Raw genomic sequence first — 25706 nt, 5'->3', positions numbered from 1 at the left:
TGGGCTTTGGCGAGAACCATGGCCCGCCCGGGGCCGCGCGAATGTGCAGATCCGGGGTTTGCGGCGTCCCTATTCGCCGGTCATCAGCTCGAACGGAACACGCTCGGCATAGCGGGTGGACTTGTGCTGTCGGAAACAGGCGTCCAGCCACTCGATGATATTGGCGACGGCCTGATCGTTCTTGCGGGTCTCGTGGTAGACGACCCAGACCTCGCGGTGCACGACCTCGCTGTCGACGCGGCCCATCATGGGCACGCCCAGCATGCGGTAGGTGGGCGCGATGGTCGCCATTCCGGTCGCCGCCGCCGCGCGCAGCGCACTTTCATAGCTGGACATGCGCAGGGCCGGCGGCTTGCCGAAATAGCGAAACGCCAGGTCCATCTCGGGCAGCCAGTCGAGATCACTGGAAAGACCCACCCATTCATCCGCATTGGCGTCACGGTTCTGATAGATCGCGATCCCCAAGGTGGCGATGCGCCGGCCGATCAGCCGCCCTTCCTTGGGGCGCGACAGCCGCAGCGAGACGTCGGCCTCTCCATAGGCCAGGCTGACGGAGGCGTCGGTGCCGCAAAGCTCCAGCGAGTAGGAGGGATGGGAGGTGACGAACTGGTCGATCCGGGGCGACAGGAAGTCGGTCAGCAGGAATTCAAGCGACGACAGCTTGAGGACACGCCGCTCGGCCTGGGCGGCATCCGCCGACAGCTCTCCGATGCTGCCAAGCCCCTCGTTGAAGGAGTTGGCCAGGTCGACAAGCTTGCGCCCTTCCTCGGTGATCTTCCACCCCCCGCGCGAGCGCTTGAAGATCAACATGCCCGTCATGTCCGAGACGCGCTGAACCCTGCGCGAGACCGTCGACGTGTTCGTCTGGAGAAACCGCGCAGCCTCCGTCATTGACCCGAAACGGGCCAGGGCCAGAACATATTTGAAGTCGTCCCAATTAAGCACTTGATACCTTCTAGGCCTGCACAGCCACTCAACCAATAATTGTATCAGGACAACATGCTGTACACGATTACGTTCCCTATCCTTCCGTATAGTCAGGGTCACGGAAGCCGCCGCCGCCGTCCCCCCTGCGGAGGCCAGTGCGGCAATGGTCCCCCCGTGTCCGAGGCGAAGGAAAAGGTAAAAACGCTGGCAGCGAGTTGAACTATTTCATGGCGCAGAATGCAGTTTATCTGGGCATTCCTGTGGCATGGCGGAATAATTTACGCGCACGTAAGCAAAAAATTTGCCCTCGCTCGCCTGGCCTTGAGCAAGGGTTTGAAAACCAAGACAGAATGACAATTAGCCAAAGTAGCGGGCGCAAAAATTCTAATAGAAGGACTGCGGATCGATGTCCACTTGGACACGGATTGTGGCGGGAATGCGGAATTGCGCCAGCCACCGCTCAAGCGCAGGTTGCAGGGGCACTCCCTTGTCGGCCTTCACCAACAAGCGCATGCGATGGCGGGCCTTGATGCGGGCGATGGGTGCCGGGGCGGGCCCGAAGACCTGCGCCCCGATCTGGCGCAGGGGCTCGGAATTGCGGGCCATCTGGAGCCCGAGGTCATTAAGCGCCCGCGCGTCGGTCGCCGACAGCACGATCCCGGCCATTCTCCCGTAAGGGGGCACGCCCGCGGCGCGGCGCTGTTCGGCTTCGGCGGCCCAGAAGCCTTCGTCGTCGCCCGCAAGAATGGCGCGGATCACCGCATGCTCGGGCTGATAGGTCTGAAGATAGGCGACGCCGCGCTTCTGCGCCCGCCCCGCCCGGCCCGCGACCTGCCGCACCAATTGGAACGTCCGCTCGGCCGCCCGCAGGTCCGAGCCTTGCAACCCCAGATCCGCGTCGATCACACCCACCAGCGTCAGCAGGGGAAAGTTGTGCCCCTTGGCGACCATCTGGGTGCCGATGACGATGTCGGCGTCCCCAGCGGCGATCGCTTCGATCCGCGCCTTCAGGGCACGGGCCGAGCCGTATAGATCGCTGGACAGGGTGGCGACCCGCGCGTCGGGGAAAAGCGCCGCGGCCTCTTCGGCCAGACGCTCGACGCCGGGGCCGACGGCGGCCAGACGCCCCTCGACCTCGCAGGCGGGGCAGACCTCGGGGACGGGGCGGGTGTCGCCGCATTGGTGGCAGACCAGCCGTTTCAGGAAACGATGTTCGACCATGCGGGCATCGCAATTGTCGCAACCGACCTGATGGCCGCAGGCGCGGCAGATGGTGACGGGGGCATAGCCGCGGCGGTTGATGAACAACAGCGACTGCTCGCCCGCCTCGATCCGCGCCGACATCTCGGATTGAAGGGTGTCCGAGATCCAGCGTTGCGCAGGAAGCGACTGGTCGCGCATGTCGATGGCACGCATGTCCGGCAGCTCGGCCGTGCCGAAACGCGCCTTCAGCTCCAGCCGCCGGTATTTGCCCGCCTGCGCGTTGGCCCAGCTTTCCAGCGAGGGCGTGGCCGAGGCCAGCACCACCTGTGCATCGTTCAACGAGGCCCGCAGTACCGCCATGTCCCGCGCGTTGTAAAGCACCCCGTCCTCTTGCTTGTACGAGGTGTCGTGTTCCTCATCCACCACCACTAGGCCCAGATCGCGGTAAGGCAGGAACAGGGCCGAGCGTGCCCCCACCACAAGTTGCGCGCCCCCTTCGGCCACCATCTTCCAGCACCGCCGACGCTCGGTCGAGGTGACGCCCGAATGCCATTCGGCGGGGGGTGCGCCGAAACGGGCCTGAACGCGGGTCAGAAACTCGGCCGTCAGGGCGATCTCGGGCAGCAGCACCAGCGCCTGCCGCCCCTGACGCAGGCACTCGGCGACGGCCTCTAGGTAGACTTCGGTCTTGCCGGACCCGGTAACCCCTTTCAGCAGCGTCGTGCCATAGCGTCCTTGGGCGATGCCCGCCACTATGGCCGCCGACGCCGCCGCCTGATCCTCGGTCAGCGGCTTTCCCGGCAGGGCCGGGTCCAGCCGCGGATAGGGCAGATCGCGGGGCGTGTCCTGTTCCAGCACCGCGCCCGACGGCAGCAGCCCCTTCACGACCGAGGGGCCGACGCCCGCCATCTCGGCCAGCTCGCTCAAGGTGAAGCTGAGACCACCGAATTCTTCCAGCACCGCCAGCACCTTCTGGCGGGCCGGGGTCATGCGGTCGGGGGTGCCCGGCCCCGGACGGTAGATCTTGCGCATCGAGGGTGTCTCGCCAAACCCCGGCGCCCGCGTCGCCAGCCGCAACATGGCGCTGAGAGGGGTCATCGTGTATTGGGCGGCACGGGTCAGAAACTCGCGCATCTCGTCGCGCATGGGGGCCACGTCCAGCACCCGGCCGACGGCGCGCAGCTTGGCCGGATCCCAGTCCCCCTGCCCCGGCCCCCAGACCACCCCCGCCACCTTGCGCGGCCCCAAAGGCACCTCGACAAAGGCCCCCTGAAGGCAGCCGCCCTCGGGGGCGCGATAATCCAGTATCCGGTCCAGCGGCTGGGTGGTCAGGACGCCGACGGTGGCACCTTGCGGAAAATGGCCGGGCAGGTTTTGGCTATGCTCAATCATCGCGATCTTCTTAGGGGGTTCCGGGCAGCACGGCCATAGGATAAGAACCCGCCCAACTGCCTCAAGCCTGGGATCTGATCCATGAAATTCTTCGTAGACACTGCCGAAATCGACGCCATCCGCGAACTCAACGATCTTGGCATGGTGGATGGTGTGACGACCAACCCCTCGCTGATCATGAAGTCCGGTCGCGACATCAAGGAAGTCACCAAAGAGATCTGCGAACTGGTCGCCGGCCCCGTCAGCGCCGAAACCGTGGCGCTGGACGCCGAAGGCATGATCGCCGAGGGCCGCGAGCTGGCCAAGATCGCGGACAACATCGCCATCAAGGTGCCCCTGACCTGGGCCGGGCTTCAGGCCTGCAAGACGCTGACCGACGAGGGCCGGATGGTCAACGTGACCCTCTGCTTCTCGGCCAATCAGGCGCTGCTGGCGGCCAAGGCCGGTGCCACGTTCATCAGCCCCTTCATCGGCCGTCTGGACGACCTGAACCTCGACGGGATGGAGCTGATCGCCGACATCCGCGAGATCTACGACAACTACGGTTTCGAGACCCAGATCCTTGCGGCTTCGATCCGCAACGCCAACCACATGAGCGACGCCGCCAAGATCGGTGCCGATGTGGCCACCGCGCCCCCCGCCGTGATCAAGGCGATGGCCAACCACGTGCTGACCGACAAGGGTCTGGAAACCTTCCTGAAAGACTGGGAAAAAACTGGTCAGAAAATCCTCTGACTGGTGTATAGTCGCCGCAAAACGAAAGATCGTTGAACGGCAACCCGACGACAGAGGCAGCATGAGCGACACCGCCCTTAACATCGAAGACCTGCGTGAGCGGATCCTGTCGGATCCCGAGATGATCCTTGATGACCGCGACCTGATGAAGGCGCTGATCGCCGCCAATGAAAAGCAGCTTGGCAACAACATTGTCGACCTGCGCGGCATCGCGATGGAGCGGCTGGAGGCCCGGCTGGACCGGCTGGAGGACACCCACCGCTCGGTCATCGCGGCGGCCTACGAGAACCTGGCGGGCACCAACCAGGTGCACCGCGCGATCCTGCGCCTGCTGGACGCCGCCGAATTCGAGGATTTCCTGCTGTCGCTGCGCACGGACATCGCCGAGCATCTGCGCGTCGATGCGGTCAAGCTGATCCTGGAAAGCCCGCAGGCCGACACCGGCTCTGACGGGCTGACCCGGCTGTCGGACGTGCTGCTGGTCAAGCCCCAGGGCTTCGTCGCAGAATATTCCGCCGTCGGGCGCAACGGCGCGCCCCAGCGCCAGGTCACCCTGCGGCAGGTGGCCGACGCCTCGGACGAGGTCTTTGGCGAGGCCGCGGGATGGGTTCATTCCGAGGCGCTGCTGCGCCTCGACCTCGGGCCCGGGCGGCTGCCCGGCATGCTGGTCATGGGGGCCGAGGATCCGCACCAGTTCAAGCCCAACCAGGGCACCGACCTGTTGACCTTCTTCACCGGTGTCTTCGAAAGGGCGATGCGCCGCTGGCTGTCCTGATGGCCGGCGCCGCCAGGCAGGCCGCGCGGGCGGGGGCCGATGGCGCCGCGCTGCTGTCGCCCGGGGCGCGCGACCTTCTTCAGCGATGGCTGGAATCCCTTTCGGCGCTTGACGATGCTTCGGCCAACACGATCGAGGCCTATCGCGGCGACCTGGTTTCTTTCCTTTCCTTCCTGACCTTGCACCGGGCCGAGGGCCAGGGCGCCGACCGCCTGGGCGCGATCGAACCCTCGGACATGCGCAGCTGGCTTGCCCACGAGCGCGCGAGCGGTCTGGGCGCGCGATCGCTCGCCCGCAGGCTCTCGGCGGTCAAGGGATTCTACCGCTGGCTGGCCGAGCGTGACGGGACCGAGGCCACGGCCGTCCTGTCGGCCCGTGCGCCGCGCTTCCAGAAGAAGCTGCCGCGACCCCTGGCACCCGATGCCGCGCGCGAGATGATCACGACCGTAAGCCTGCAGGCGCCCGAGCCTTGGGTCGCCCTGCGCGACGCGGCGGTCGTGACGTTGCTTTACGGCTGTGGCCTGCGGATCTCCGAGGCGCTGGGGTTGAAGGGGCGCGACCATCCGCTGGACGAGGTACTGCGCATCACCGGCAAGGGCGGCAAGGAACGGCTGGTGCCGGTGCTGCCCGTGGCACGCGAGGCGGTCGCGGCCTATGTCGCCGCCTGCCCCCACGGGATCGCCCCCGACATGCCCCTTTTCCGGGGGGTGCGCGGCGGCCCGCTCCTGCCGCGGATCGTCCAGAAGGTCGTGGCCGAAGCGCGGATGCAACTGGGCCTGCCGGCCACCGCAACGCCCCACGCCCTGCGCCACAGCTTCGCGACCCATCTGCTGGAGGCCGGCGGCGACCTGCGCACCATCCAGGAGCTTCTGGGCCATGCCTCGCTGTCGACGACGCAGACCTACACGGCCGTCGATACCGCCCGGCTGATGGAGGTCTATGACCGGGCCCACCCCAAGGCCTGAGCCGCCCTCGGGCGGGCAGGACGTTCCCGATCCCGTTTGCGCCGCGCGTTGAATTCCGGCATGAACAGGCCATGACAGCCCATATGCGCGCCATCCTGGTCCATCTTTTCACCGCCACCGGCGCGGTCTTTGCCATGCTTGCCATGCTGGCCGCGGTCAGCGAGGAATGGTCGCTGATGTTCCTGTGGCTGGTGGTGGCCTTCTTCGTGGACGGGATCGACGGCCCCTTGGCCCGCCGCTTCGACGTCAAGCGCCACGCGCCCGAGTTCGACGGCGTGCTGCTGGACCTGATCATCGATTATCTGACCTATGTCTTCATCCCGGCCTTCGCGCTGTTCGAATCGGATCTGTTGCCGGGCTGGACCGGCTGGGTCGCGATCATCCTGATCACCTTTGCCAGCGTGATGTATTTCGCCGACAACCGGATGAAGACCAAGGACAACAGCTTTGCCGGCTTTCCGGGCTGCTGGAACATGGTGGTGCTGGTGCTGTTCGCGGTCGAGCCGAATTTCTGGGTCATCCTGGGCATCGTCACCCTGCTGACGGGCGCGATGTTCACGCCGCTGAAGTTCATCCACCCGGTGCGCACCCGGCGCTGGCGCTGGTTCAGCCTGCCGATGGCGCTGGCCTGGACCTTCTTTGCAGGCTGGGCGGCCTGGGTCGATTTCGACCCGGCAAGCTGGGCCGGCTGGGGGCTGGTGATTACCAGCGCCTATTTGATCCTTGCGGGCATCGCCCAGCAGATCATCCCGGCGCGCGGCGGCGATGACGAAGGGCCCGAGGAGGCCTGAGCGGGTTTTGGGTGGCCCCGCAGGAGCCTCCGGCAGGGATATTTCGGCGACACTGAAGGATCAGAGCCGGGTTATGACGACCCCGGCCAGGATAAGCGCAGCGGCGATCGCCTTCTGCCGGTCCATCCGTTCGCCGAAGGCGATCCAGCCGATCAGCACCGCGAAAAGGATCGAGGTTTCGCGCAAAGCGGTGACCAGGGCGATGGGGGCCTGGGTCATGGCCCACACCGCGATGGCGTAGGCCAGATAGGACATGGCCGAGGCCAGCAATCCCCAGCCCAGCGCCGAGGGCGCCATGCGCAGCACCGAGGGGCCCTTGATCGCCACCTGAACCGGCACGAAGAACACTGCCGAGAAGATCAGCAGCCATCCCACGTAGGAGACCGCGTTGCCCGAGATGCGCGCGCCGGTGCCGTCGACCATGGAATAGGCCGCGGTCGCCAGCGCCGAGCCCAGCGCGAAGGGCACCATGCGCCGGGACTCGCCGTTGCGGAAGACGCCGCGCGCCATCAGGACGATGCCCGCCCCCAACACCAGGATACCCGCAACCTCGGCCGGGGCGATCGTGTCGGCCAGAAGGACCGCGCCGGCCACCAGCACCAGAAGCGGTGCGGCCCCCCGGGCCAGGGGGTAGACACGGCTGAGGTCGCCCTGCTCGTAGGCCACGGCCAACAGCAGTTGGTAGGTTGTATGGATCAGCCCCGATGCCAGCAGCCAGGGCCAGACATGGGGCTGGGGCCAAGGGTTGAAAGCGGCGATGATCACGCCGATCAGGGCATGCCCCACGGTCAGCACCAGCATCGCGCTTTGCTTGGAGGCACCGGTCTTGACGATGGCGTTCCACGAGGCGTGCAGCAGCGCGGCCCCGAGGACGGCGAAGAAGACAAGCAGCGTCATGGGCGGCCTTTCGGGGCGGCGGGTAATCCGGGGGCGGCGGGGCTGCCGCCCCCGGTCGATTCAGGGTGCCGGGCGCGCGGACGGGTGGGGCCGGCGGGGATAGCCCCGCGCCCTGCCCGCCCCGGCCGGATCAGACGCCCGCGTCCTTGAGGGCCGCGTCGCAGCGGCCGCAGACCTGCGCGTGGGCGTGGTGGCCCACGTCGGGCAGGATCTTCCAGCAACGCTGGCACTTTTCGCCCTCGGCCTGTTCGAAGACCACGCCGACGCCGTCGATCTCGGGCAGGCGGAAGGCCTCGTCGGGGATGGGATCGCCCGTCAGTTCCACCGCCGAGGTGATGCAGATGTCGGCGAAGGGCAGCGTGCGCAGCTGGGCCAGCACCGCCGGATCGGTGACATGGACCACGGGCGCGGCTTCGAGCGAGGCGCCGATGACCTTGTCGCGGCGCTGTTCCTCGAGGGCGGCGGTCACGACCCGGCGCACCCGCCGCACGCCGGCCCATTTGGCGGCCAGCGGATCGTCGCGCCAGTCGCCGGGGGTGGCGGGGATGTCCTGAAGGTGGACGGAGCTTGCGTCACCGGGGAACCGCTCCAGCCAGACCTCCTCCATCGTGAAGACCAGGATCGGCGCCAGCCATGTGGTCAGCCGGTGATAGAGGATGTCGAGCACGCTGCGCGCAGCGCGGCGTTCCACCGTGTCCCCGTCGCAGTAGAGCACGTCCTTGCGGATGTCGAAGTAGAAGGACGAAAGATCCACCGTGGCGAAGTTGAACAGCGCCTGAAACACGCCCTGGAAGTCATAGGCGGCGTAGCCCGTGCGCACCCGGTGGTCGAGCTCCGCCAGACGGTGCAGCACCCAGCGTTCAAGCTCGGGCATGTCCTCGGGGGCGATGCGATCGGCCTCGGAGAAGCCGGACAGGCTGCCCAGCATGAAGCGCATGGTGTTGCGCAGGCGGCGGTAGCTGTCGGCGACACCCTTCAGGATCTCGTCGCCGATGCGCAGGTCGGCGGTATAGTCCGACTGGGCCACCCAAAGCCGCAGGATGTCGGCGCCGTATTGCTTGATTACCGCCTCGGGGGCGATGGTGTTGCCCAGCGACTTGGACATCTTGTTGCCCTTGCCGTCGAGGGTGAAGCCGTGGGTCAGCACGCCGCGATAGGGGGCGCGGCCACGGGTGCCGCAGGCCTGCAGCATCGACGAGTGGAACCAGCCGCGGTGCTGGTCCGTGCCCTCGAGGTAGAGATCGGCCAAACCGTCCTCGGACCCGTCCTCGCGGTCGCGCAGAACAAAGGCGTGGGTGGAGCCCGAGTCGAACCACACGTCGAGGATGTCGAACACCTGCTCGTAGGCGTCGTGGTCGTGGTCGTCGCCGAGGAAGCGGGCCTTGGCGCCGTCCTTGTACCAGGCGTCGGCGCCCTCGGCCTCGAAGGCCTCGGTGATGCGGGCGTTGACGACGGGATCGCGCAGCAGAAAGTCGGGATCGGTGGGCTGGGTGTCCTTCTTGACGAAGCAGGTCAGGGGCACGCCCCAGGCACGCTGGCGCGACAGGACCCAGTCGGGCCGCGCCTCGATCATCGAGTAGAGCCGGTTGCGCCCGGTCTTGGGCGTCCATGTCACCAGCTTGTCGATCGAGGTCAGCGCCCGTTCGCGGATGGTGGTGCCATACTCGTCCTGGCCGTCGCCGACGGCGCGGTCGATGGCGGCGAACCATTGGGGCGTGTTGCGGAAGATCACCGGCGCCTTGGAGCGCCAGGAATGGGGATAGCTGTGGGTGACGCGGCCACGCGCGATCAGCCCGCTGGCGGCCACCAGCTTGTCGATGACGGCGGCGTTGGCCTTGCCTTCCTTGCCCTTGCGGTCAAAGACCTGAAGCCCGGCGAAGAACGGCACATGGTCCAGGAATTCGCTTTCCTCGCCCACGTTGTAGGTCATCCGGTCCAGCCAGTTGCGGCGGACGAAACATTCGAAATCGTCTGCGCCGTGGCTGGGGGCGGTATGCACGAAGCCGGTTCCGGCATCGTCGGTGACATGATCGCCGTCGATCATCGGCACGTCATAATCCCAGAAGCCCTCGGCACCCTCGACCCCGTTGAAGGGGTGGATGAGGGTGAGGCCCGACAGCTCGTCGGCGCTGACATCGCGCAGGCGGGTGCTGGCGGTCACGCGGGCGCGGGACAGCACCTCATCTGCCAGCTTGTCGGCCAGCAGGTAAAGGTCGCCTTGCGCCGTCCAGCTTTCCTCCTCGGTCCCGTCGACCCGGTAGAGGCCGTAGGCGATCTTGGGGTTGAAGGCGACGGCCTTGTTCGAGGGGATGGTCCAGGGCGTGGTGGTCCAGATCACGACGCGGGCGTCGGCCATGTCGGCGGGCGCGCCTTCGCGGATCTTGAAGGGCACCCAGATCGTGTGGCTCTTGTGGTCGTGGTATTCGACCTCGGCCTCGGCAAGGGCGGTCTTTTCCACCGGGCTCCACATCACGGGCTTGGAGCCACGATAGAGGGTGCCGTTCATCAGGAATTTCTGGAACTCCTCGGCGATGACACGCTCGGCGTGGAAATCCATCGTGAGGTAGGGGTTGTCCCAGTTGCCGGTGATGCCGATGCGCTTGAACTCGTCGCGCTGGATGTCGACCCAGCCTTCGGCGAAGCTGCGGCATTCCTGACGGAAATCGACGATCGGCACGGCGTCCTTGTCCAGACCCTTCTGGCGATACTTCTCTTCGATCTTCCATTCGATCGGCAGGCCGTGGCAGTCCCAGCCGGGGATGTAACGCGCGTCCCGGCCCGACATCTGCTGGCTGCGGATCACCATGTCCTTGAGGATCTTGTTCAGCGCGTGACCGATGTGCAGGTGCCCGTTGGCGTAGGGAGGGCCGTCATGCAGGGTGAAGGGCTGACGGGTCTCGGCCTTCGCCTTGTCGCGCAGCCGCTCGTAGACACCGATCCGCGCCCACCGCTCCAGCCAGCCGGGTTCGCGCTTGGGCAGGCCCGCGCGCATGGGAAATTCGGTCTGGGGAAGGTTCAGGGTGGTCTTGTAATCGGGGGCTTCGGGCGTGTCGGGCGTGTCGGCGCACATGGGATGCGATCCTTGGATGTCTTTTGGGCGGCATGAAGGGGATGAGGGCGGCACCTGTGGAACCCAAGCGCCTGTGACCGGCCGCTCGGATCAGAGGGCCGGGGTGGTAATTCGGATAATGATCGCGATTGCACGTCTCATGCGCAGGGTTATATGCCCCGCTCCGGGATTGGTCCAGAGGGTGCGGCGCATGGCCCTGCGGGGTGTGGCGGCGGGGGGAAGACGGGGGAGAAGACGGGGGAGGCGGGCCCGCGTGATGCAGGTCCGACGCCCCCCCGTCATCGCGTTATCCCGTCAGGAGCGCCCTTTCCAGGGCACCAGCCAGTTCTCGGCCAGCCGCATCAGGATGTCGATGCCGTAGCCGACGATGCCGATCAACACGATCCCCATGATGACGATATCGGTCAGCTGGAACTTCGAGGCCGCGACGATCATCTGCCCGGCCCCCTTCTCGGCGGCGACAAGCTCGGCCGCGACGACCGTGCCCCAACAGACCCCCATCGCCACCCGCGCGCCGGTGAAGATCTCGGGCAGCGAGTTGGGGATGATGACATGGCGCAGGATCTGCCATTTCGACGCCCCCAGCGAGTAGGCCGCGTGGATCTTGGTGATGTTCACCCCCGAGACCCCTGCCCGCGCCGCGATGGTCATGATCCACAAGGCAGCAAGGAACAGCAGCACGATCTTTCCGGTCTCGTCGATGCCGAACCAGATGATGACCAGCGGGATCAGCGCCAGCGGCGGCACCGGGCGCATGAACTCGACGATGGGGTCGAACCAGCCCCGGAACCAGTTGGACAGCCCCATCGCATAGCCCAGCGGGATCCCCACGGCAGAGCCCAGCGCGAAGCCCGCGACCACCCGCATCAACGACCAGCCGACGTGTTCCCACAAGGTGAAGCCGCGATAACCGTCGGTGCCGATCTCGATCAGGCGGTTCCAGACATCCTCGGGGGCGGGCAGCCAGATCTTCTCCATCTGCCAGCCGGGATCGGGGCTGAAGTTCAGCGTGCCCTTGGGGGTCATGGTGACCGTGCCGTCGGCAAGCTTGACGGTTTCGCCCGGTGCGATGGGTTGCCCGTCAATGGCGATCACCTTGTAGCCCTCGGCGTCGCCTCCGACGTCGTTGCGATCCACCCGGATCAGCCCCGACCGCCAGGCCGCGACGGAGGCCGCATCATCCTTGGCAAATCCCTCGCCGCCGTCGGCGCCCTCGGGCTTGGCGGCATCCTCGCCGACCCGGTGGACGTTGACCCGCACGACGCCTTCGTCGGTCGACAGATCCGGCGCCTGCGCAGTGTAGGTGAAGCTGGTCTCGCCCAGAAAGGGACCCGGCGCGTGGATGGGCGTGATCTTCGAGCCGGTGAACGCCCCCCAGATCAGGAAGATCGCCAGAACCGAGATGATGCTGGCGATGCGGTTCGGGCGCACGGCGCTTTCGTCCCCGAAGGTCACGGTCTTGAGCGAGGTGAAATCGCGCTGGCGTTCGACAAAGCGGCCCGTGGCGCGGACCGCGACGAAAGCGGCGATGAAGATGGCGACGTAGATCAGGGCGATGGTCATGACGCGGCCTCCGTGCGGCCCATGATTTCCTCTTCCATGTTCCAGATCATGGTCAGGATCTCTTCGCGGGTCTCGGCGTAGCCTTCGGTCTTCTTTACGTCGCGCAGGTCGGCATCGACGCCCATGTCGGCGAAGGGCAGGCGGTATTCCTTGTGGATGCGTCCGGGCCGGGGCGCCATGACCAGCAGGCGTTCGCCCAGCAAAAGCGCCTCTTCGACCGAGTGGGTGATCAGGATGATAGTCTTGCCGGTCTCTTTCCAGAGCTTCAGCACCAGCCCCTGCATCTTCTCGCGGGTCAGGGCATCAAGGGCGCCAAGAGGTTCGTCCATCAGGATCACCTCGGGGTCGTTGGCCAGACAGCGGGCCAGCGCCACGCGCTGCTGCATGCCGCCCGACAGCTCGTAGACCGCCTTGTCCTTGAAATCGCGCAGGCCGACCACGTCCAGCAGATGATCGACGATGCCGGCGCTTTCGGCCTTGGGCATGCCCTTCATGTTGGGGCCGAAGGCCACGTTCTCGCGCACGCTCATCCATTCGAACAGCGCGCCCTGCTGAAAGACCATGCCGCGTTCGGGACCCGGCCCGACGACGGGCTTGCCGCCCAGCACGACGCGGCCCTCGGTGGGGGCCAGAAAGCCCGCGACGATGTTCAGCAGGGTCGTCTTGCCACAGCCCGAGGGGCCAAGAACGCTCAGCAATTCGCCCTGCCTGATATCAAGCGAGACGTTCTGCAACGCCTGCACCGAGGTGCCGTTGGGCAGATCGAAGCGCATCGAGATGTTTTCGATGGATAATCCGGACATGTCCCCTCCTGTCCCGGTGGTGATCCGTTCGGCGGATCTGGCAATTGCGGCCGCACCGATAGGGTGCGGCCGCGGTGCCTGTCTGGCAAGACTGGGCTTGCGGGCGTTTACATGCCGATGGACTTGAGCGGCCCGATGTTCACCGCATCTTCATAGCTGTCGCGGGCCTGATCGATGTTGCCCGAGTCCTTGAAGACCTTGGCCACCCCGACCATGAACTCCTGCGAGCCTCCGCCCAGCCATTTCGCGCTGAGCTGCTCCTCGACCGAGGGGAAGACGAAGGTAGACAGGGTGGATTCGGCCGCCGCCTCGTCCATGCCGGCGTCCTTGGCGATCACGGGCAGCATCTCGGCCTTGTGCTCGCCCGAGTTCCACATGGCGTTGGCGTCGGCCGTCACCTTCAGGAACTTGGCGACCATGTCGGGGTTCTCGGCGACGAAGGCGGCGGGCGCGGTGGTCACGTCAAAGACCAGGATGCCCAGCTCTTCCTTCTCGGCGCCGGTCAGCAGCACGTTGCCATGCTCTTTCATGCGGCGCAGCGCGCCACCCCATCCGCAAGCCATGTCGACCGACCCCTGGCTAAGGGCCGCAGCCCCTTCGGCCGGGGCCATGTCCACGACCTCAAGCCCCGAGACGTCGATGCCGAAGTGGTCCATCTGCTTGAGAAAGCCGTAATGGGCGGCGGTGCCCAGCGGCACGGCGACCTTCTTGCCGGCAAGCTCGTCCGCCGAGTTCTTGTCGATCTCAAGGTTGGTGGCGACGACGCAATTGTCGTTGTCGGAATAGCTGACGGCCACATCGACGATCTGGATGTCCTGCCCGGCGGAGGCCGCGACCACGAAGGGCGGCACGCCCTGGCTGACCGACAGTTGCACGTCACCCGAGGCCATCGCCGCCGACATCGCCGTGCCGGTGTCGAAAGCGCGCCAGTTGACCTTGACGCCCATCTCCTCGTCATAGGTGCCCATCGCCTTGGCGTATTCGAAGGGCATGGGCCATTCCAGGAAATAGGCGACGGTGATTTCGCCATGGGCCTCGGCCAGCGCGGCGCGGGGCGCGGCGATCGTGCCGAGGGCGGCGATTGCCGCGGCAGCAGCGATCCAGTTCTTGAGTTGGGGCATGTTGGTCTCTCCCGTGTTGGGGCGGTCGTTGCCGCCAGCAATGAAAAAATCCGGCCACGGTTTGCCGCGGTCCGATACCTGTTCACTGTCCCGAGCCATGCACAAAAATCCCCTGTCGCATACCCCATTTCTGTTTCGCAGGGTCGACGGGTGTGGACTGCCCGATACCCCGGCAGGTCGCGGGCCGCGTCCGCCACCCGGGGCGGCACATCCGAAAACCTTTTGAAGATCACAACTTATGGGCGAGTTAATTGACGCGTATCCCGGACCCCGATGCCGCCGACCCAGGGTCGGAAAACATTTGGTATCGTTGAGAACACGCGCGTATATTGTCGGCGCAGGCCGCCCCGTCCCCGGTTGCATCCGGGGCGACCGGCACGTCTTATCTGCCCGTCAATTCCCAACGGCCGCCGTGGCCTTACCGATCGGAGCCTTTTTCATGGACGCCAGCTTCCTGTCGAACGATTTCGAGGATGTCGTTGCCGCTGACCGCACGAACGTGTGGCACCACATGACCCAGCACAAACCCTACGAATCCTCGGATCCCCGCATCATCGTCGAAGGGCGCGGCATGCGGGTCTGGGACCAGAAGGGCAAGGAGCACCTGGATTGCGTCTCGGGCGGGGTCTGGACGGTCAACGTGGGCTATGGGCGCGAATCCATCGCCGACGCGGTGCGCGACCAGCTGGTGAAGATGAACTATTTCGCGGGGTCGGCGGGTTCGATCCCCGGCGCACGCTTCTCCGAGCGGCTGCTGGCCAAGATGCCGGGGATGAGCCGCCTTTACTATTGCAACTCGGGTTCGGAGGCCAACGAGAAGGCCTTCAAGATGGTCCGCCAACTCAGCCACCAGCGCCACGGCGGGAAGAAATCCAAGATCCTCTACCGCGAGCGGGATTACCACGGCACCACCATCGGCACCCTGTCGGCCGGCGGTCAGGATGAGCGTAACGCCCATTACGGCCCCTTCGCGCCCGGCTTCGTCCGCGTGCCCCATTGCCTGGAATACCGCAGCCAGTATGGCGAGGTTTCCGACTATGGCGCACGCTCCGTCGCCGCCATAGAGGAGGTCATCCTGCGCGAGGGTCCCGACACCATCGGCGCCATCTGCCTTGAGCCGGTGACCGCAGGCGGCGGTGTCATCACCCCGCCCGAAGGCTACTGGGAAGGCGTGCAGGAGCTTTGCCGCAAGTACGAGATCCTGCTGCATATCGACGAGGTCGTCTGCGGCATCGGCCGCACGGGCACTTGGTTCGGCTATCAGCATTACGGCGTCAAACCCGACATGGTCTCGATGGCCAAGGGGGTCGCCTCGGGCTATGCCGCCATCGCCTGCCTGGCCACCACCGAAGAGCTGTTCGACGCGTTCAAGGACAATCCCGACGACCCGCTGAACTACTTCCGCGACATCTCGACCTTCGGGGGCTGCACCGCCGGACCGGCGGCCGCGATCGAGAACATGCGCATCATCGAGGACGAGGGCCTGCTGGAGAACTGCACCGCCATGGGCGCGCGGCTGATGGGCAACCTGGCCGAGCTGAAGGAGCGGCACAAGGTCGTGGGCGACGTGCGCGGCAAGGGGCTTTTCTGCGGCGCCGAGCTGGTCGCCGACCGCGACACGCGGGAGCCCGCCGACGAGCGCAAGGTCCAGGCCGTCGTTGCCGATTGCATGGCGCGGGGCGTCATCATCGGGGCCACCAACCGCTCGGTCCCCGGGTTCAACAACACGCTCTGCTTCAGCCCCGCGCTGATCGCCAAGCCCGACGACATCGACCATTTGACCGACACGGTCGACCAGGCCCTGGGCAAGATCTTCGGCTGAGCCGAACCCGCCGTCCCCGACCGGAAAAGAAAGGCGCCGCGCGACCACGCGGCGCCTTTCCTCGTTCTCAGCCCCGGGCGGTGCCCCCCTTGGGCGCCAGGCGCGAGATCACGTAGATTACCGTCGAAGCGGTGACGATCGACGGGCCCGCCGGCGTGTCCAGCCAGAACGAGGCCGCCAGCCCCGCCACCGCCGACAGCGCGCCGATGGCGGCGGCGATGGCGGCCATCGCCTCGGGCGTGCGGGCAAAGCTGCGGGCCGCGGCGGCGGGCAGGATCAGCATCGCCCCGATCAAAAGCGCCCCGACCACTTTGATCGCGACCGCCACCACCAGCGCCAGCGCCAGCGTCAGGATCAGCGACTCGCGGCGCGGGCTGATGCCCGAGGCCGCCGCCAGGTCGGGGTTGAGCGTGGACAGAAGCAGCCCCTCCCACCGCCAGGCCAGAAGGGCCAGCACCGCCACCGCCCCCAGCAGGATCGTCACCAGATCCCCCTGCCCCACGGCCAGGATATCCCCGAAGAGATAGGCCGACAGGTCGATCCGGTTGCCCCCCGCAAGCGAGGCGGTCACGAGCCCCAGCGCCAGCGCCGAATAGCTGATGACGCCCAGGCTGGTGTCGCTGTTCTGCTCCCCCCGGCCCAACAGCACCACCCCCAGGCCCAGCGTCAGCGCGGCAACAAGGCTGCCCAGCGCGATCGGCAGCGACATGGCCAGCGCCAGGGCGACGCCCAAGATCGAGGCATGGGCGGTCGCGTCCCCGAAATAGGCCAGCCGCCGCCACAGGACAAAGCACCCCAGCGGCCCGGCCGCCAGCGCCACGCCGACTCCGGCGAGGGCGGCGCGCAGAAGGAAATCGTAAAGCATCATTCCGATGGTCCCCCAACCGGTCGCGCGGGACCATGATTTTGGCCGCAGTCATGGGCCGGCCCGTCGCCGTGGTGGTCATGGTCATGTCCATGATCGTGGTCGTGGTCGTGGTGGTGGCTGTGGTCATGCTCGTGCCGGTAAAGGGCCAGCGCCCCCGCGGCAGCGTCGCCGAAAAGCGCGCGATAGGCCGGCGCGTCCGCGACCGCATCGGGCGCCCCCTCGCAGCAGACGTGTCCGTTCATGCAGATCACCCGGTCCGAGGCCCCCATCACCACGTGCAGATCATGGCTGACCAGCAGCACGGCGCAGCCGGTTTCGGCGCGGACCTGCTCGAGCAGGCGGTAGAAGGCGGCGATCCCGGGCTGGTCCAGCCCCTTGGTAGGTTCATCCAGGATCAGCATCTGGGGCCGGCTCAGGATGGCACGGGCCAGCAGCACACGCTGAAACTGCCCACCCGACAGGCGCGACATCTGCCGCCCCTCCAGCCCCTCGGCGCCGACGCGGGCCAGGGCGGCGGCGCGCTCGGCCCGGCCGGGGCCGCGCGGCAGCGACAGGAACCTCTCGACCGTCATGGGCAGGGCGGGACCGATTTCCAGGGTCTGGGGCACGTAGCCGATGCGCAGGCCCGGGCTCCGGCGGATGGTGCCCGCACCCGGCCGCAGCACCCCGATCAGCGCCTTGATAAGGGTCGACTTGCCCGAGCCGTTGGGCCCGATCACGGTGACGATCTCACCCGCGGTGATGCGGAAATCGACGTCGTGGATCCCTGCGCCCCCGGGATAGCCGGCGGCAAGGCCATGGGCCTCGATCAGTGGCGCGGTCCCTTGCCCGGGCTTTGCCAGCGCCCCGTCGGCGGCCATCACCGGCCCCCCCCGGCATCTTTGGAGCGGGGCGCGCCCTTGCCGTCGCCGATGCCCTCGCCGTCGTCGGCCAGGCAGGCCGGGCACATGCCGACCCCTTCGATATTCACCCCTTCAAGCTGAAACTCCAGCGGCACGGCGGCCTGTCCCACCGCGCGGCGCGCCCCGCCCGAGGGGCTTTCGGCCACCATTCCACAGCCTTCGCAGATCAGCAGCACGGGGTCGTGCCTCTCCCCGGGGTGCATGCAGGCGGTATAGCCGTTCACGCGGCGCACCCGGTGGGCGCAACCAGCCTCGACCAGAAAATCCAGCGCCCGGTAGGCAACGGGCGGCTGGGAGCCGAAGCCGTGATCGGCCAGCCGCTCCAGCACCTCGTAGGCGCCCATGGCGCGATGGGCCTCAAGCAGGATCTCGAGAGTCTGGCGCCGCACCGGGGTCAGCCGCAGGCCGCCGCTTGCGCAATGGGCCTCGGCCCGGGCCAGGATGCGGGCCTGGCACTGGCGATGATCATGGGCGGTAAAGGCGATTGCCTGATCGGGCGCTTGTTCGGGCGCCCCTTCGGCATGCCTCTTGGAAGAAGGATCGTCGGCCATGGTCTGAACCCCTGTCCTGCGGCGGCGGTCGCGCCACCCTGCGGCCCCGGAAAGCGACGTGCGATAAATCAGGCCGGTTTCCTGCTTGTGATATTATCACATTCATACGTATGTTACGGCGCAACGCAACACAAGCCGGGTAATCGCATGTCCCCTCTCTCATCCCTATCGCCGAAACGTTTCCTGCCCGGTCGGATCGCGGGGCTGGGCGCGATTCTCTGCGCCCTGGCGGTCGGCCTGTCCGCGCCCGCCGCGCAGGCGGCGCCGCCGCAGGTGGTTGCGGACCTGCCCGTGCCATGGTCCCTGACCGCCCAGATCATGGACGGGGTCGGCACGCCGCGTCTGCTGGTGGAGCCGGGCACTGATCCCCACGACCTGCAACTGCGCCCCTCGCAGGTGCGGCTTCTGACCGACGCCGAGCTGGTGGTCTGGACCGGGGCCGAGCTGTTGCCGCCGGTGGCCGAGATGCTGCATCGGCTGGAGATGGAGGAGGCCGCGCTTGCCCTGCTGGAGATCCCCGGCCCCGATGCCGCCGGGGAGCACGCAGAGGATGAACCCGAGGATGCCCATGACGCCGACGCCGGTGATGAGGCGCATCACGACGACGACGCGCTTCACGCCTGGCTCGACCCGCGCCGGGCCCTCGCCTGGGTCGATCCGATCGCCGAGCGGCTGGCGGCGATGGATCCCGAGAACGCGGCCACATACCGCGCCAATGCCGCCGCCCTGGCCCAGCGGATCGGCGAGGCAGAGACACAGGTGGAGGCCCTGGTCGCCCCCCTGCGCGACCGGCCCGTCATCGTGCTGCACGACGCCTACGCCCCCTTTGCCGAGCGATTCAAGCTGGAGATCGTCGGCGCTATCGCCGAGGCCGAGGGCATGCCCAGCTCGGCCCGGCGGTTGGTCGAACTGCGCCGCCTTCTGGTCGACACCGGCGCCCGCTGCGCCTTCCACGAGCCCCACCAATCCGATGCCCTGCTGCGCAACGTCGGGGAGGGGACCGGCATCCGCATCGGCACGCTCGACGCCTCGGGCGGGTTCGGGGAGCAGACGCCGGACCTTTATCCGCGCCTGCTGGTCGAACTGGCCGAGAGCATTGCACGCTGCGATGCGGGCGCGGCCCCGGACGAGGGTGCGAAATGACGGCGGGCGCGATGAACGGTGCGGCGGGCGGTAACGGCGCCACCCCCTGGCTGGGCGCCCTGATCGAGGATGGGCGGATCGAGATGCACGGGTTCGACCCCGCAGGCCGCGCCCTTACCTGCCTAAGCGCGCAGGCCGGTGAAAGCCCCGCCGATCAGCTTGCGGCGATGGCGGCCCAGCTTGATCCCCGGGCCGAGGTCCTGCTGCTTGCAGGTTGGACCGGGGGTACAGCCCTGCCCGCCCGCCCCGTCCCCTGCACGCCCCTTGCCGAAGGGGAGGCCACGGCGGTGGCACCCCGGGGATATGCAGGGCCGCGCCTGGTGGCGCTGCCGCCCATCGGACAGGCCAGCCCGCCGGACCTGATGGGCGCGGCCGCGATCCGCGTGGCGGGGGCGCTGGTGATGGAGCCCGAGTTCGACGGCGTGATCTGCGTCGTGGGCGCGCGCAGCTTCTGGGTGCATGTGAGCGCAGGCGAGATCGTATCCTTCCAGGGGTTCTTGGCGGGCGCCCTGCTGGACCGGCTGGCGCCCCCTGACCCCTTGGCCAATAAAGACCACGCCCTGCTTACGACAGAGGGTGCGGCTCAGGCATTCGACACCGCCCTTGCCGAGACCCGAAGCCGTCCCGAACGACTGGCCGCCGCCCTGCACCGGGCGACCCTGAAGGGGACCATCCCGCCGCAGGACGATCAGCCCGACAGCCGTCGGGCCACCATCGCCGGTGCCCTGATCGGGGCCGAGTTGACCGCCGCCCGCCCCTACTGGCTGGGACAGCGGGTGCTGCTGCTGGCTGACGCGCCGCTGGCAGAGGTTTACAAGCGCGCGCTGGACGCTCAGGGTGCTGAGGCCGGGTCGATGTCCGCGCAACAGGCCGCCGCCCTGGGTCTGGCGGCCGCGCGCGCGTCCCTCTGATCCCGGCTCCAGGGGCCCGGCGCGGGCCAGGGTGCGAGTGAACGGGGGGGGGCCGCATGGGTTCGCGGACACGGGACAGGACCGTCGAGGTTTTCGATTCAACCCCCTGCCGGTTGGGCGAGGGGCCGTTCTGGCACCCCGAACGCCAACAGCTTTTCTGGTTCGACATCCTTGGCCGCCGGTTGTTGACGCGCAGCGGCTCGGAGACCCAGGTCTGGCAGTTCGCCGAGCATGTCTCGGCCGCCGGCTGGATCGACCGGGACCGGCTTTTGATCGCCTCGGAAACCGCGCTTTTCAGTTTTGACGTGACCGATGGCACCCGCCATCGGCTGACCCCGCTCGAGGCCGACAACCCGCGCACCCGGTCCAACGACGGGCGGGCCGATCCCTGGGGCGGCTTCTGGATCGGCACGATGGGCAAGTCGGCCGAGCCCGAGGCGGGTTCGATCTGGCGTTACTATCGAGGGGAGTTGCGGCGGCTGGTTCCGGGGCTGACCATCTCGAACGCGATCTGTTTCTCGCCCGACCGCAGCTTTGCCTATTACACCGATACGACTACCCGGCAGATCATGCGCCAGCCCCTCGATCCCCAGGACGGCTGGCCCGACGGGCTGCCGCGTGTCTGGCTGAACCTCAATGAGGATTGCCTGAACCCGGACGGGGCGGTGATCGATGCACGGGGCAACATGTGGCTGGCCCAATGGGGCGCATCGCGCGTTGCCTGCCACAATCCGCAAGGCCGTCTGATCGAGGTGGTGGATCTGCCGGCGCCCCGCGTCTCCTGCCCGGCCTTCGGCGGCAAGGACATGCGGACGCTGTTCATCACCACCGCGATCCAGGGTTTCGAGGGGCAGCGCCCCGCCGCCATCCCCGAGGCCGGGCGCACCTACCGGGTCGAGGTGGCGGCCCGGGGCCAGCAGGAGCATCGGGTCATCGCATGACGCCGCCCCGCTTGCGCGACGCGCCGCGCGGCCAGCGCGCCCCTTTCGGCACCCGCCGCGACGGCACGATGGTCGAGCGCCTGACCATCGGCAGCGACCCCTGCGCGGCGGGCCGCATCAGCCTTGGCATCCTGACGCTGGGGGCCACGTTGCACGGGCTGTGGCTGGACGATGACCCGCACTCCCTCAGCCCCGGCGGCGCGGACCTGGCCGCCCAGGACGGGCCGCTATCGTCCTTCGGATCGCTGACGGGGCCGGTCGTAAACCGGGTGCGCGGAGGGCGGGTCCAGATCGACGGGGAGAGCTGGCAGATGCCCTGCGTGCCGGGCGGCGGCTGGAGCCAGCACAGCGGCCCCGAGGGGATCCAGGCGCGTATCTGGCAGGTCGCGGACCTTGCCCCCGACCGCGCCGTCCTGCGGCTGACACTGACCCACGGTGCCTGCGGCCTGCCCGGCGACCGCGTGATCGACGCCACCTACCACGCCACGCCGGGTGCCCTGCTTTGCACCGTCAGCGTCACCACCGACCGGCGCACACCGATCAACATCGCGCATCATGCCTATTGGAACCTGAACGGTGGCGGGTCGCTGGCGGGACACAGGGTGCAACTGGCGGCCAGCCGGATGCTTGAGACCGACGCGCAGATCCTGCCGACGGGTCGGCTGCTGCCGGTCGCGGGCGGGCCACTCGACTACCGCGGAATGCGGGTGCTGTCGCCCGGCCCCGACAACCGGCACGATCATTGTCTGGTCCTTGATGAACCGGCTGGGCAGGTCGTGGACGGCATGCGTCTGGCGGCAATGCTCGAAGGACCGAACGGCACACGGATGTGGCTTGAGACCGACGCGCCGGCGCTTCAGGTCTATGACGGCGGCACGGTGGACAGCGCCGGGATGGCGGGGCTGAACGGGCGGCCTATCGCTACCTATGAGGCGCTGGCGTTGGAGGCGCAGGGCTATCCCGACGCGCCCAACCGGCCCGAGTTTCCCACGATCATGCTGGACCCCGGCCAGAGCTGGCGCCGCAGGACACGCTGGTCCTTCGAACGGCCCAAAGCCAGGGGCTGACAGCAAAAGACCCGCCCGGCGTGCGCGCGGGGCGGGTCTTTCGATTGGTGTCAGGGGCCGCGATCAGACCGGGCGCCTGCGATCAGACCTCGATCTCCTGACCGATGCCACGCTCGCGGGCCAGTTCGACCGCCTTGGCGGCCACGGCCAGATCCTGGAGTCCGACGCCGGTGCCGTCGAACAGCGTGATCTCGTCATCGCTGCGGCGACCGGGATCCATGCCGGCGATGACGGCGCCAATCTCGGTGATGTCGGATTCCGCAAGGCTGCCGTCGGCGACGGCGTGCTGGGCCTCGCCGATGGTGATCGACTGGGCGATCTCGTCGGTGAAGACGCGGGCGCGGGCCAGAAGGGCGGCCTCGACTTCCTGCTTGCCCTTGGTGTCGGTGCCCATGCAGGCCAGGTGCGTGCCGCCCTTGACCTGGGCGTCCTTCAGGATCGGATCGAAGCTGGAGGTGATCGAGACGATCACGTCGGCCTCGGCCCCCATGCGGTCCAGATCGACCGACTCGTAGGGCAGGCCCAGCTCGGCCGCGGTCTCTTCCAGACGGCTCAGCATCTCGGGGTGGAAGTTCCAGCCGATGACCTTTTCAAAGTCGCGCTGCTTGGCGGCGGCGCGCATCTGGAAGGCCGACTGGTGACCGGCACCGATCATGCCCAGCACCTTGGCACCCTTCGGCGCCAGATAACGGATCGACACGGCCGAGGCCGCAGCGGTGCGCAGGGCGGTCAGCAGGTTGCCCCCCACCATCGCCGTCGGGCGGCCGGTGTCGGGATCGAACAGGAAGACCGAGGACTGGTGGTTGGTCAGCCCCTTGTCGGCATTGCCGGGCCAGTAGCCGCCGGCCTTGAGGCCCAGCACCAGACCCGCGCGGTCAAAGCCCGACTTGAAGCCGTAAAGCGCGTCGGCGTGGCCGATGGCCTCGCGGATGACAGGGAAGTTATAGGCGTCCTTGCGGGCCATCGCGGCAAAGACGGATTCGACGGCCTCGAACGAGTCCTGCGGCGAGATCAGGTCCGCGATCGCGGATTCGGGAACGACATACATCAGCGAAAAATTCCTTTCAGACATGAAAACGGCCGGCCCCGGCGGGCGGGGTCGGCCGTCTCTTGGATCAAGTGGGCTCAGTAGGCCTTGCCGCGGGCGGTCACGGGCCACAGGGTCTCGACCTTGCCGTTGCGCACGCCGACGTACCAGTCATGCACGTTGCAGGTCGGGTCGCAGTGGCCGGGCACCAGGCGCAGCTTGTCGTTGACCTTCAGCTTCTGGTCGGGGTCGGCGACGACGCCATGCTCGTCCGAGCATTTGACGTATTCCACGTCGTCCCGGCCGAAGACCTTGGGCAGACCGCTGTCCAGCGACTGGGCCTTGAGGCCGGCGTCCACGATCGCCTTGTCCTTCTTGGCGTGGCTCATGACCGAGGTCAGCAGGAACAGCGCGTTGTCGAATTCCGACTCGTCGATGCGCTTGCCGTCCTTGTCCTTGATGCGGCCGTAGTCGGCATCCATGAACGCGTAAGAGCCGCACTGAAGCTCGTTGTAGACGCCCGAGTTGCCCTCGAAATAGTAAGAGCCGGTGCCGCCACCGCCAACGATGTCGCACTCCAACCCTTCGGCCTTCAGGCCTTCGACCGCATCGCGGACCATGTCCACGGCGATGTCGATCTTGGCCTTGCGGTCGTCATAGTTTTCCATGTGCTGCATCGCGCCCTGATAGGCCTGGATGCCGGCGAACTTCAGGCCGGGGGCCTTGTCGATTGCCTTGGCGATGCGAACAACGTCCTCGGTGGTGGTGACGCCGCAGCGACCGGCGCCGCAGTCGATCTCGACCAGACACTCGATCTCGTTGCCGTGCTTCTGGGCAGCGGCGGACAGGTCGGCCACGTTCGCCTCGTCATCGACGCAGACGATGGCGCGGGCGCCGTGGTTGGGCAAGCGTGCCAGACGGTCGATCTTGGCCGGGTCGCGCACCTGGTTCGACACCAGAATGTCCTTTATGCCGGCGCGGGCGAAAGCCTCGGCCTCGGAAACCTTCTGACAGCAGATGCCGCAGCCGCCGCCCTTTTCGATCTGGTACTTCGCCACGTCGGCGGACTTGTGCATCTTGCCGTGCACGCGCAGGCGCATGCCGGTCTTTTCGCAGAAGGCGCGCATGGTCTCGACGTTCTTCTCGAACGCGTCCAGGTCGACGATCAGACAGGGGGTCTGAATGTCCTTCTCGTCCATGCCGATGGCGGCGGGGATGTCGTAGCCGACTTCGTAATCGTCCAGTTTGACTTGCTTGTTCATGGTTCAGCCTTTCATCCAGGGCAGCTTGTCCAGGTCGACGTTGCCGCCGGTGATAATGATACCCACACGTTTGCCTTTGAACGTGTCGGGGTTTTTCAGGATCGTGGCCAGCGGAACGGCGGAGCTGGGCTCCATCACCAGTTTCATCCGCTGCCAGATCAGTCGCATGGCATCGACGATCTCATCCTCGGAAGCCGTCAGGATATCGGTAACGTGGTTGGACACATAATGCCATGTGTTGTCCTTCAGCGGAACCTTCAGACCATCGGCCACGGTCACCGGCGCGTCGTCGGCGATGATGTGGCCGGCCTTGAACGACCGGTAGGCGTCGTCGGCCTGCTCGGGCTCGGCGGCATAGATCTCGACCCCGGGGGCGATGTTGGACAGGGTCAGGCAACAGCCCGACACCATCCCGCCGCCACCGATGGGGGCCACGACCGCGTCCAGCTCCTCGACCTGCTCGACCATCTCACGCGAACAGGTGGCCTGCCCGGTGATGATGCGCAGATCGTTGTAGGGGTGCACGAACTCGGCCCCGGTCTCTTCCTGGACCTTGGCAAAGACCTCTTCGCGCGAGGAGGTCGAGGGTTCGCATTCCACGATCCGCCCACCATAGCCGCGCACGGCGGCCTTCTTTGCCTCGGGGGCGGTGCGCGGCATGACAACCGTGCACTCGATCCCGCGGCGACCGGCGGCATAGCTCAGCGACAGGGCGTGGTTGCCCGACGAATGGGTCGCCACGCCGCGCTTTGCGGTCTCCTCGTCCAGGCCGAACACCGCGTTCGACGCGCCGCGCACCTTGAAGGCACCGGCCTTCTGGAAGTTCTCGCATTTGAAGAACAGCGAGGCCCCGGTCAGTTCATCGAGGTAGCTCGACGTCAGGACCGGCGTGCGGTGGATATAGGGTTTGATCCGCTCATGGGCGGCGACGACGTCTTCGAAAACCGGGAAACCGTCCTGGTCCTTCATC

22 protein-coding genes are annotated in these 25706 nt (G+C 67.1%); 9 read left to right on the top strand and 13 right to left on the bottom strand.

Annotated features, from left to right (window positions below):
* Window positions 1–69: 69 nt before the first annotated feature.
* Together CLV77_RS02385 and CLV77_RS02380 are read right to left on the bottom strand one after the other, a co-directional pair.
* Window positions 70–945 (bottom strand): LysR family transcriptional regulator, encoded by an 876-nt coding sequence (locus CLV77_RS02385; protein ID WP_076979423.1) that lies wholly within the window; start codon window positions 943–945, stop codon window positions 70–72.
* Between the two features lie 366 nt (window positions 946–1311).
* Window positions 1312–3522, bottom strand: a complete 2211-nt coding sequence (locus CLV77_RS02380; RefSeq protein WP_076979424.1) for a primosomal protein N' — start codon at window positions 3520–3522, stop codon at window positions 1312–1314.
* Between the two features lie 81 nt (window positions 3523–3603).
* Here CLV77_RS02380 and fsa point away from each other — a divergent pair, with 81 nt between their 5' ends.
* The 4 genes from fsa to CLV77_RS02360 all read left to right on the top strand — a co-directional run bounded on the left by fsa (window position 3604) and on the right by CLV77_RS02360 (window position 6788).
* Window positions 3604–4257, top strand: coding sequence for a fructose-6-phosphate aldolase (fsa, locus tag CLV77_RS02375; protein ID WP_076979425.1), 654 nt, complete (start codon window positions 3604–3606; stop codon window positions 4255–4257).
* A gap of 61 nt (window positions 4258–4318) precedes the next feature.
* Window positions 4319–5032: a DUF484 family protein gene (locus CLV77_RS02370; RefSeq protein ID WP_076979426.1), complete on the top strand. Its 714-nt coding sequence runs from the start codon at window positions 4319–4321 to the stop codon at window positions 5030–5032.
* Window positions 5032–5997 (top strand): tyrosine recombinase XerC, encoded by a 966-nt coding sequence (locus tag CLV77_RS02365; protein ID WP_076979427.1) that lies wholly within the window; start codon window positions 5032–5034, stop codon window positions 5995–5997. Before CLV77_RS02370 ends, CLV77_RS02365 begins: the two co-directional genes overlap by 1 nt.
* Window positions 5998–6068: 71 nt before the next feature.
* A complete protein-coding gene (locus CLV77_RS02360) occupies window positions 6069–6788 on the top strand; it encodes a CDP-alcohol phosphatidyltransferase family protein (protein ID WP_076979428.1) in 720 nt (239 codons plus the stop codon).
* 60 nt (window positions 6789–6848) lie between these two features.
* Here the strand turns inward: CLV77_RS02360 and CLV77_RS02355 are convergent, their stop codons facing one another.
* The 5 genes from CLV77_RS02355 to CLV77_RS02335 form a co-directional block, all read right to left on the bottom strand.
* Entirely contained in the window at window positions 6849–7685 is an 837-nt protein-coding gene (locus CLV77_RS02355) for a DMT family transporter (RefSeq protein WP_076979429.1), read from the bottom strand.
* Window positions 7686–7815: 130 nt separating this feature from the next.
* Complete coding sequence (gene ileS, locus CLV77_RS02350; protein ID WP_076979430.1) at window positions 7816–10755, bottom strand: isoleucine--tRNA ligase; 2940 nt, start codon at window positions 10753–10755, stop codon at window positions 7816–7818.
* 294 nt (window positions 10756–11049) lie between these two features.
* Entirely contained in the window at window positions 11050–12318 is a 1269-nt protein-coding gene (locus tag CLV77_RS02345) for an ABC transporter permease (RefSeq protein WP_076979431.1), read from the bottom strand.
* A complete protein-coding gene (locus CLV77_RS02340) occupies window positions 12315–13121 on the bottom strand; it encodes an ABC transporter ATP-binding protein (RefSeq protein ID WP_076979432.1) in 807 nt (268 codons plus the stop codon). The genes CLV77_RS02345 and CLV77_RS02340 overlap by 4 nt, the downstream gene beginning before the upstream one ends.
* Before the next feature lie 107 nt (window positions 13122–13228).
* A complete protein-coding gene (locus tag CLV77_RS02335) occupies window positions 13229–14242 on the bottom strand; it encodes a taurine ABC transporter substrate-binding protein (RefSeq protein ID WP_076981029.1) in 1014 nt (337 codons plus the stop codon).
* Between the two features lie 439 nt (window positions 14243–14681).
* Between CLV77_RS02335 and CLV77_RS02330 the strand changes: the two genes are divergently transcribed.
* Window positions 14682–16064 (top strand): aminotransferase family protein, encoded by a 1383-nt coding sequence (locus tag CLV77_RS02330; protein WP_076979433.1) that lies wholly within the window; start codon window positions 14682–14684, stop codon window positions 16062–16064.
* 67 nt (window positions 16065–16131) lie between these two features.
* On the opposite strand, the gene CLV77_RS02325 is transcribed toward CLV77_RS02330, so the two are convergent.
* Genes CLV77_RS02325 through CLV77_RS02315 form a run of 3 tightly spaced genes read right to left on the bottom strand, consistent with a single transcriptional unit; the run spans window position 16132 to window position 18385 of the window.
* Window positions 16132–16929: a metal ABC transporter permease gene (locus tag CLV77_RS02325; RefSeq protein WP_076981030.1), complete on the bottom strand. Its 798-nt coding sequence runs from the start codon at window positions 16927–16929 to the stop codon at window positions 16132–16134.
* The gene (locus CLV77_RS02320; protein WP_083707719.1) at window positions 16929–17792 is read right to left on the bottom strand and encodes a metal ABC transporter ATP-binding protein; all 864 of its coding nucleotides are present in this window, start codon (window positions 17790–17792) and stop codon (window positions 16929–16931) included. The genes CLV77_RS02325 and CLV77_RS02320 overlap by 1 nt, the downstream gene beginning before the upstream one ends.
* Window positions 17792–18385, bottom strand: a complete 594-nt coding sequence (locus CLV77_RS02315; RefSeq protein WP_076979434.1) for a Fur family transcriptional regulator — start codon at window positions 18383–18385, stop codon at window positions 17792–17794. The genes CLV77_RS02320 and CLV77_RS02315 overlap by 1 nt, the downstream gene beginning before the upstream one ends.
* A 147-nt stretch (window positions 18386–18532) precedes the next feature.
* Between CLV77_RS02315 and CLV77_RS02310 the strand changes: the two genes are divergently transcribed.
* From CLV77_RS02310 to CLV77_RS02295, 4 genes are read left to right on the top strand one after another with little or no spacing between them, the layout of a single operon-like run.
* On the top strand, window positions 18533–19528 hold the full coding sequence (locus tag CLV77_RS02310; protein ID WP_157801993.1) for a metal ABC transporter solute-binding protein, Zn/Mn family: 996 nt from the start codon (window positions 18533–18535) through the stop codon (window positions 19526–19528).
* A complete protein-coding gene (locus CLV77_RS02305) occupies window positions 19525–20439 on the top strand; it encodes a 2-dehydro-3-deoxygalactonokinase (protein ID WP_083707721.1) in 915 nt (304 codons plus the stop codon). Before CLV77_RS02310 ends, CLV77_RS02305 begins: the two co-directional genes overlap by 4 nt.
* 56 nt (window positions 20440–20495) lie before the next feature.
* Entirely contained in the window at window positions 20496–21380 is an 885-nt protein-coding gene (locus CLV77_RS02300; RefSeq protein ID WP_076979436.1) for an SMP-30/gluconolactonase/LRE family protein, read from the top strand.
* Entirely contained in the window at window positions 21377–22447 is a 1071-nt protein-coding gene (locus tag CLV77_RS02295) for an aldose epimerase family protein (RefSeq protein WP_076979437.1), read from the top strand. Before CLV77_RS02300 ends, CLV77_RS02295 begins: the two co-directional genes overlap by 4 nt.
* Before the next feature lie 82 nt (window positions 22448–22529).
* Here the strand turns inward: CLV77_RS02295 and bhcD are convergent, their stop codons facing one another.
* The 3 genes from bhcD to bhcB all read right to left on the bottom strand — a co-directional run bounded on the left by bhcD (window position 22530) and on the right by bhcB (window position 25705).
* The gene (gene bhcD / locus CLV77_RS02290) at window positions 22530–23495 is read right to left on the bottom strand and encodes an iminosuccinate reductase BhcD (RefSeq protein WP_076979438.1); all 966 of its coding nucleotides are present in this window, start codon (window positions 23493–23495) and stop codon (window positions 22530–22532) included.
* 77 nt (window positions 23496–23572) lie between these two features.
* Window positions 23573–24736, bottom strand: coding sequence for a 3-hydroxy-D-aspartate aldolase BhcC (gene bhcC, locus CLV77_RS02285; RefSeq protein ID WP_076979439.1), 1164 nt, complete (start codon window positions 24734–24736; stop codon window positions 23573–23575).
* Between the two features lie 3 nt (window positions 24737–24739).
* Window positions 24740–25705: a beta-hydroxyaspartate dehydratase BhcB gene (gene bhcB, locus CLV77_RS02280; protein ID WP_076979440.1), complete on the bottom strand. Its 966-nt coding sequence runs from the start codon at window positions 25703–25705 to the stop codon at window positions 24740–24742.
* Window position 25706: the final 1 nt, after the last annotated feature.

It is taken from the genome of Brevirhabdus pacifica (genome assembly GCF_002797755.1).
GTDB lineage: Bacteria > Pseudomonadota > Alphaproteobacteria > Rhodobacterales > Rhodobacteraceae > Brevirhabdus > Brevirhabdus pacifica.
This window is presented reverse-complemented; position numbering and strand designations above follow the sequence as displayed.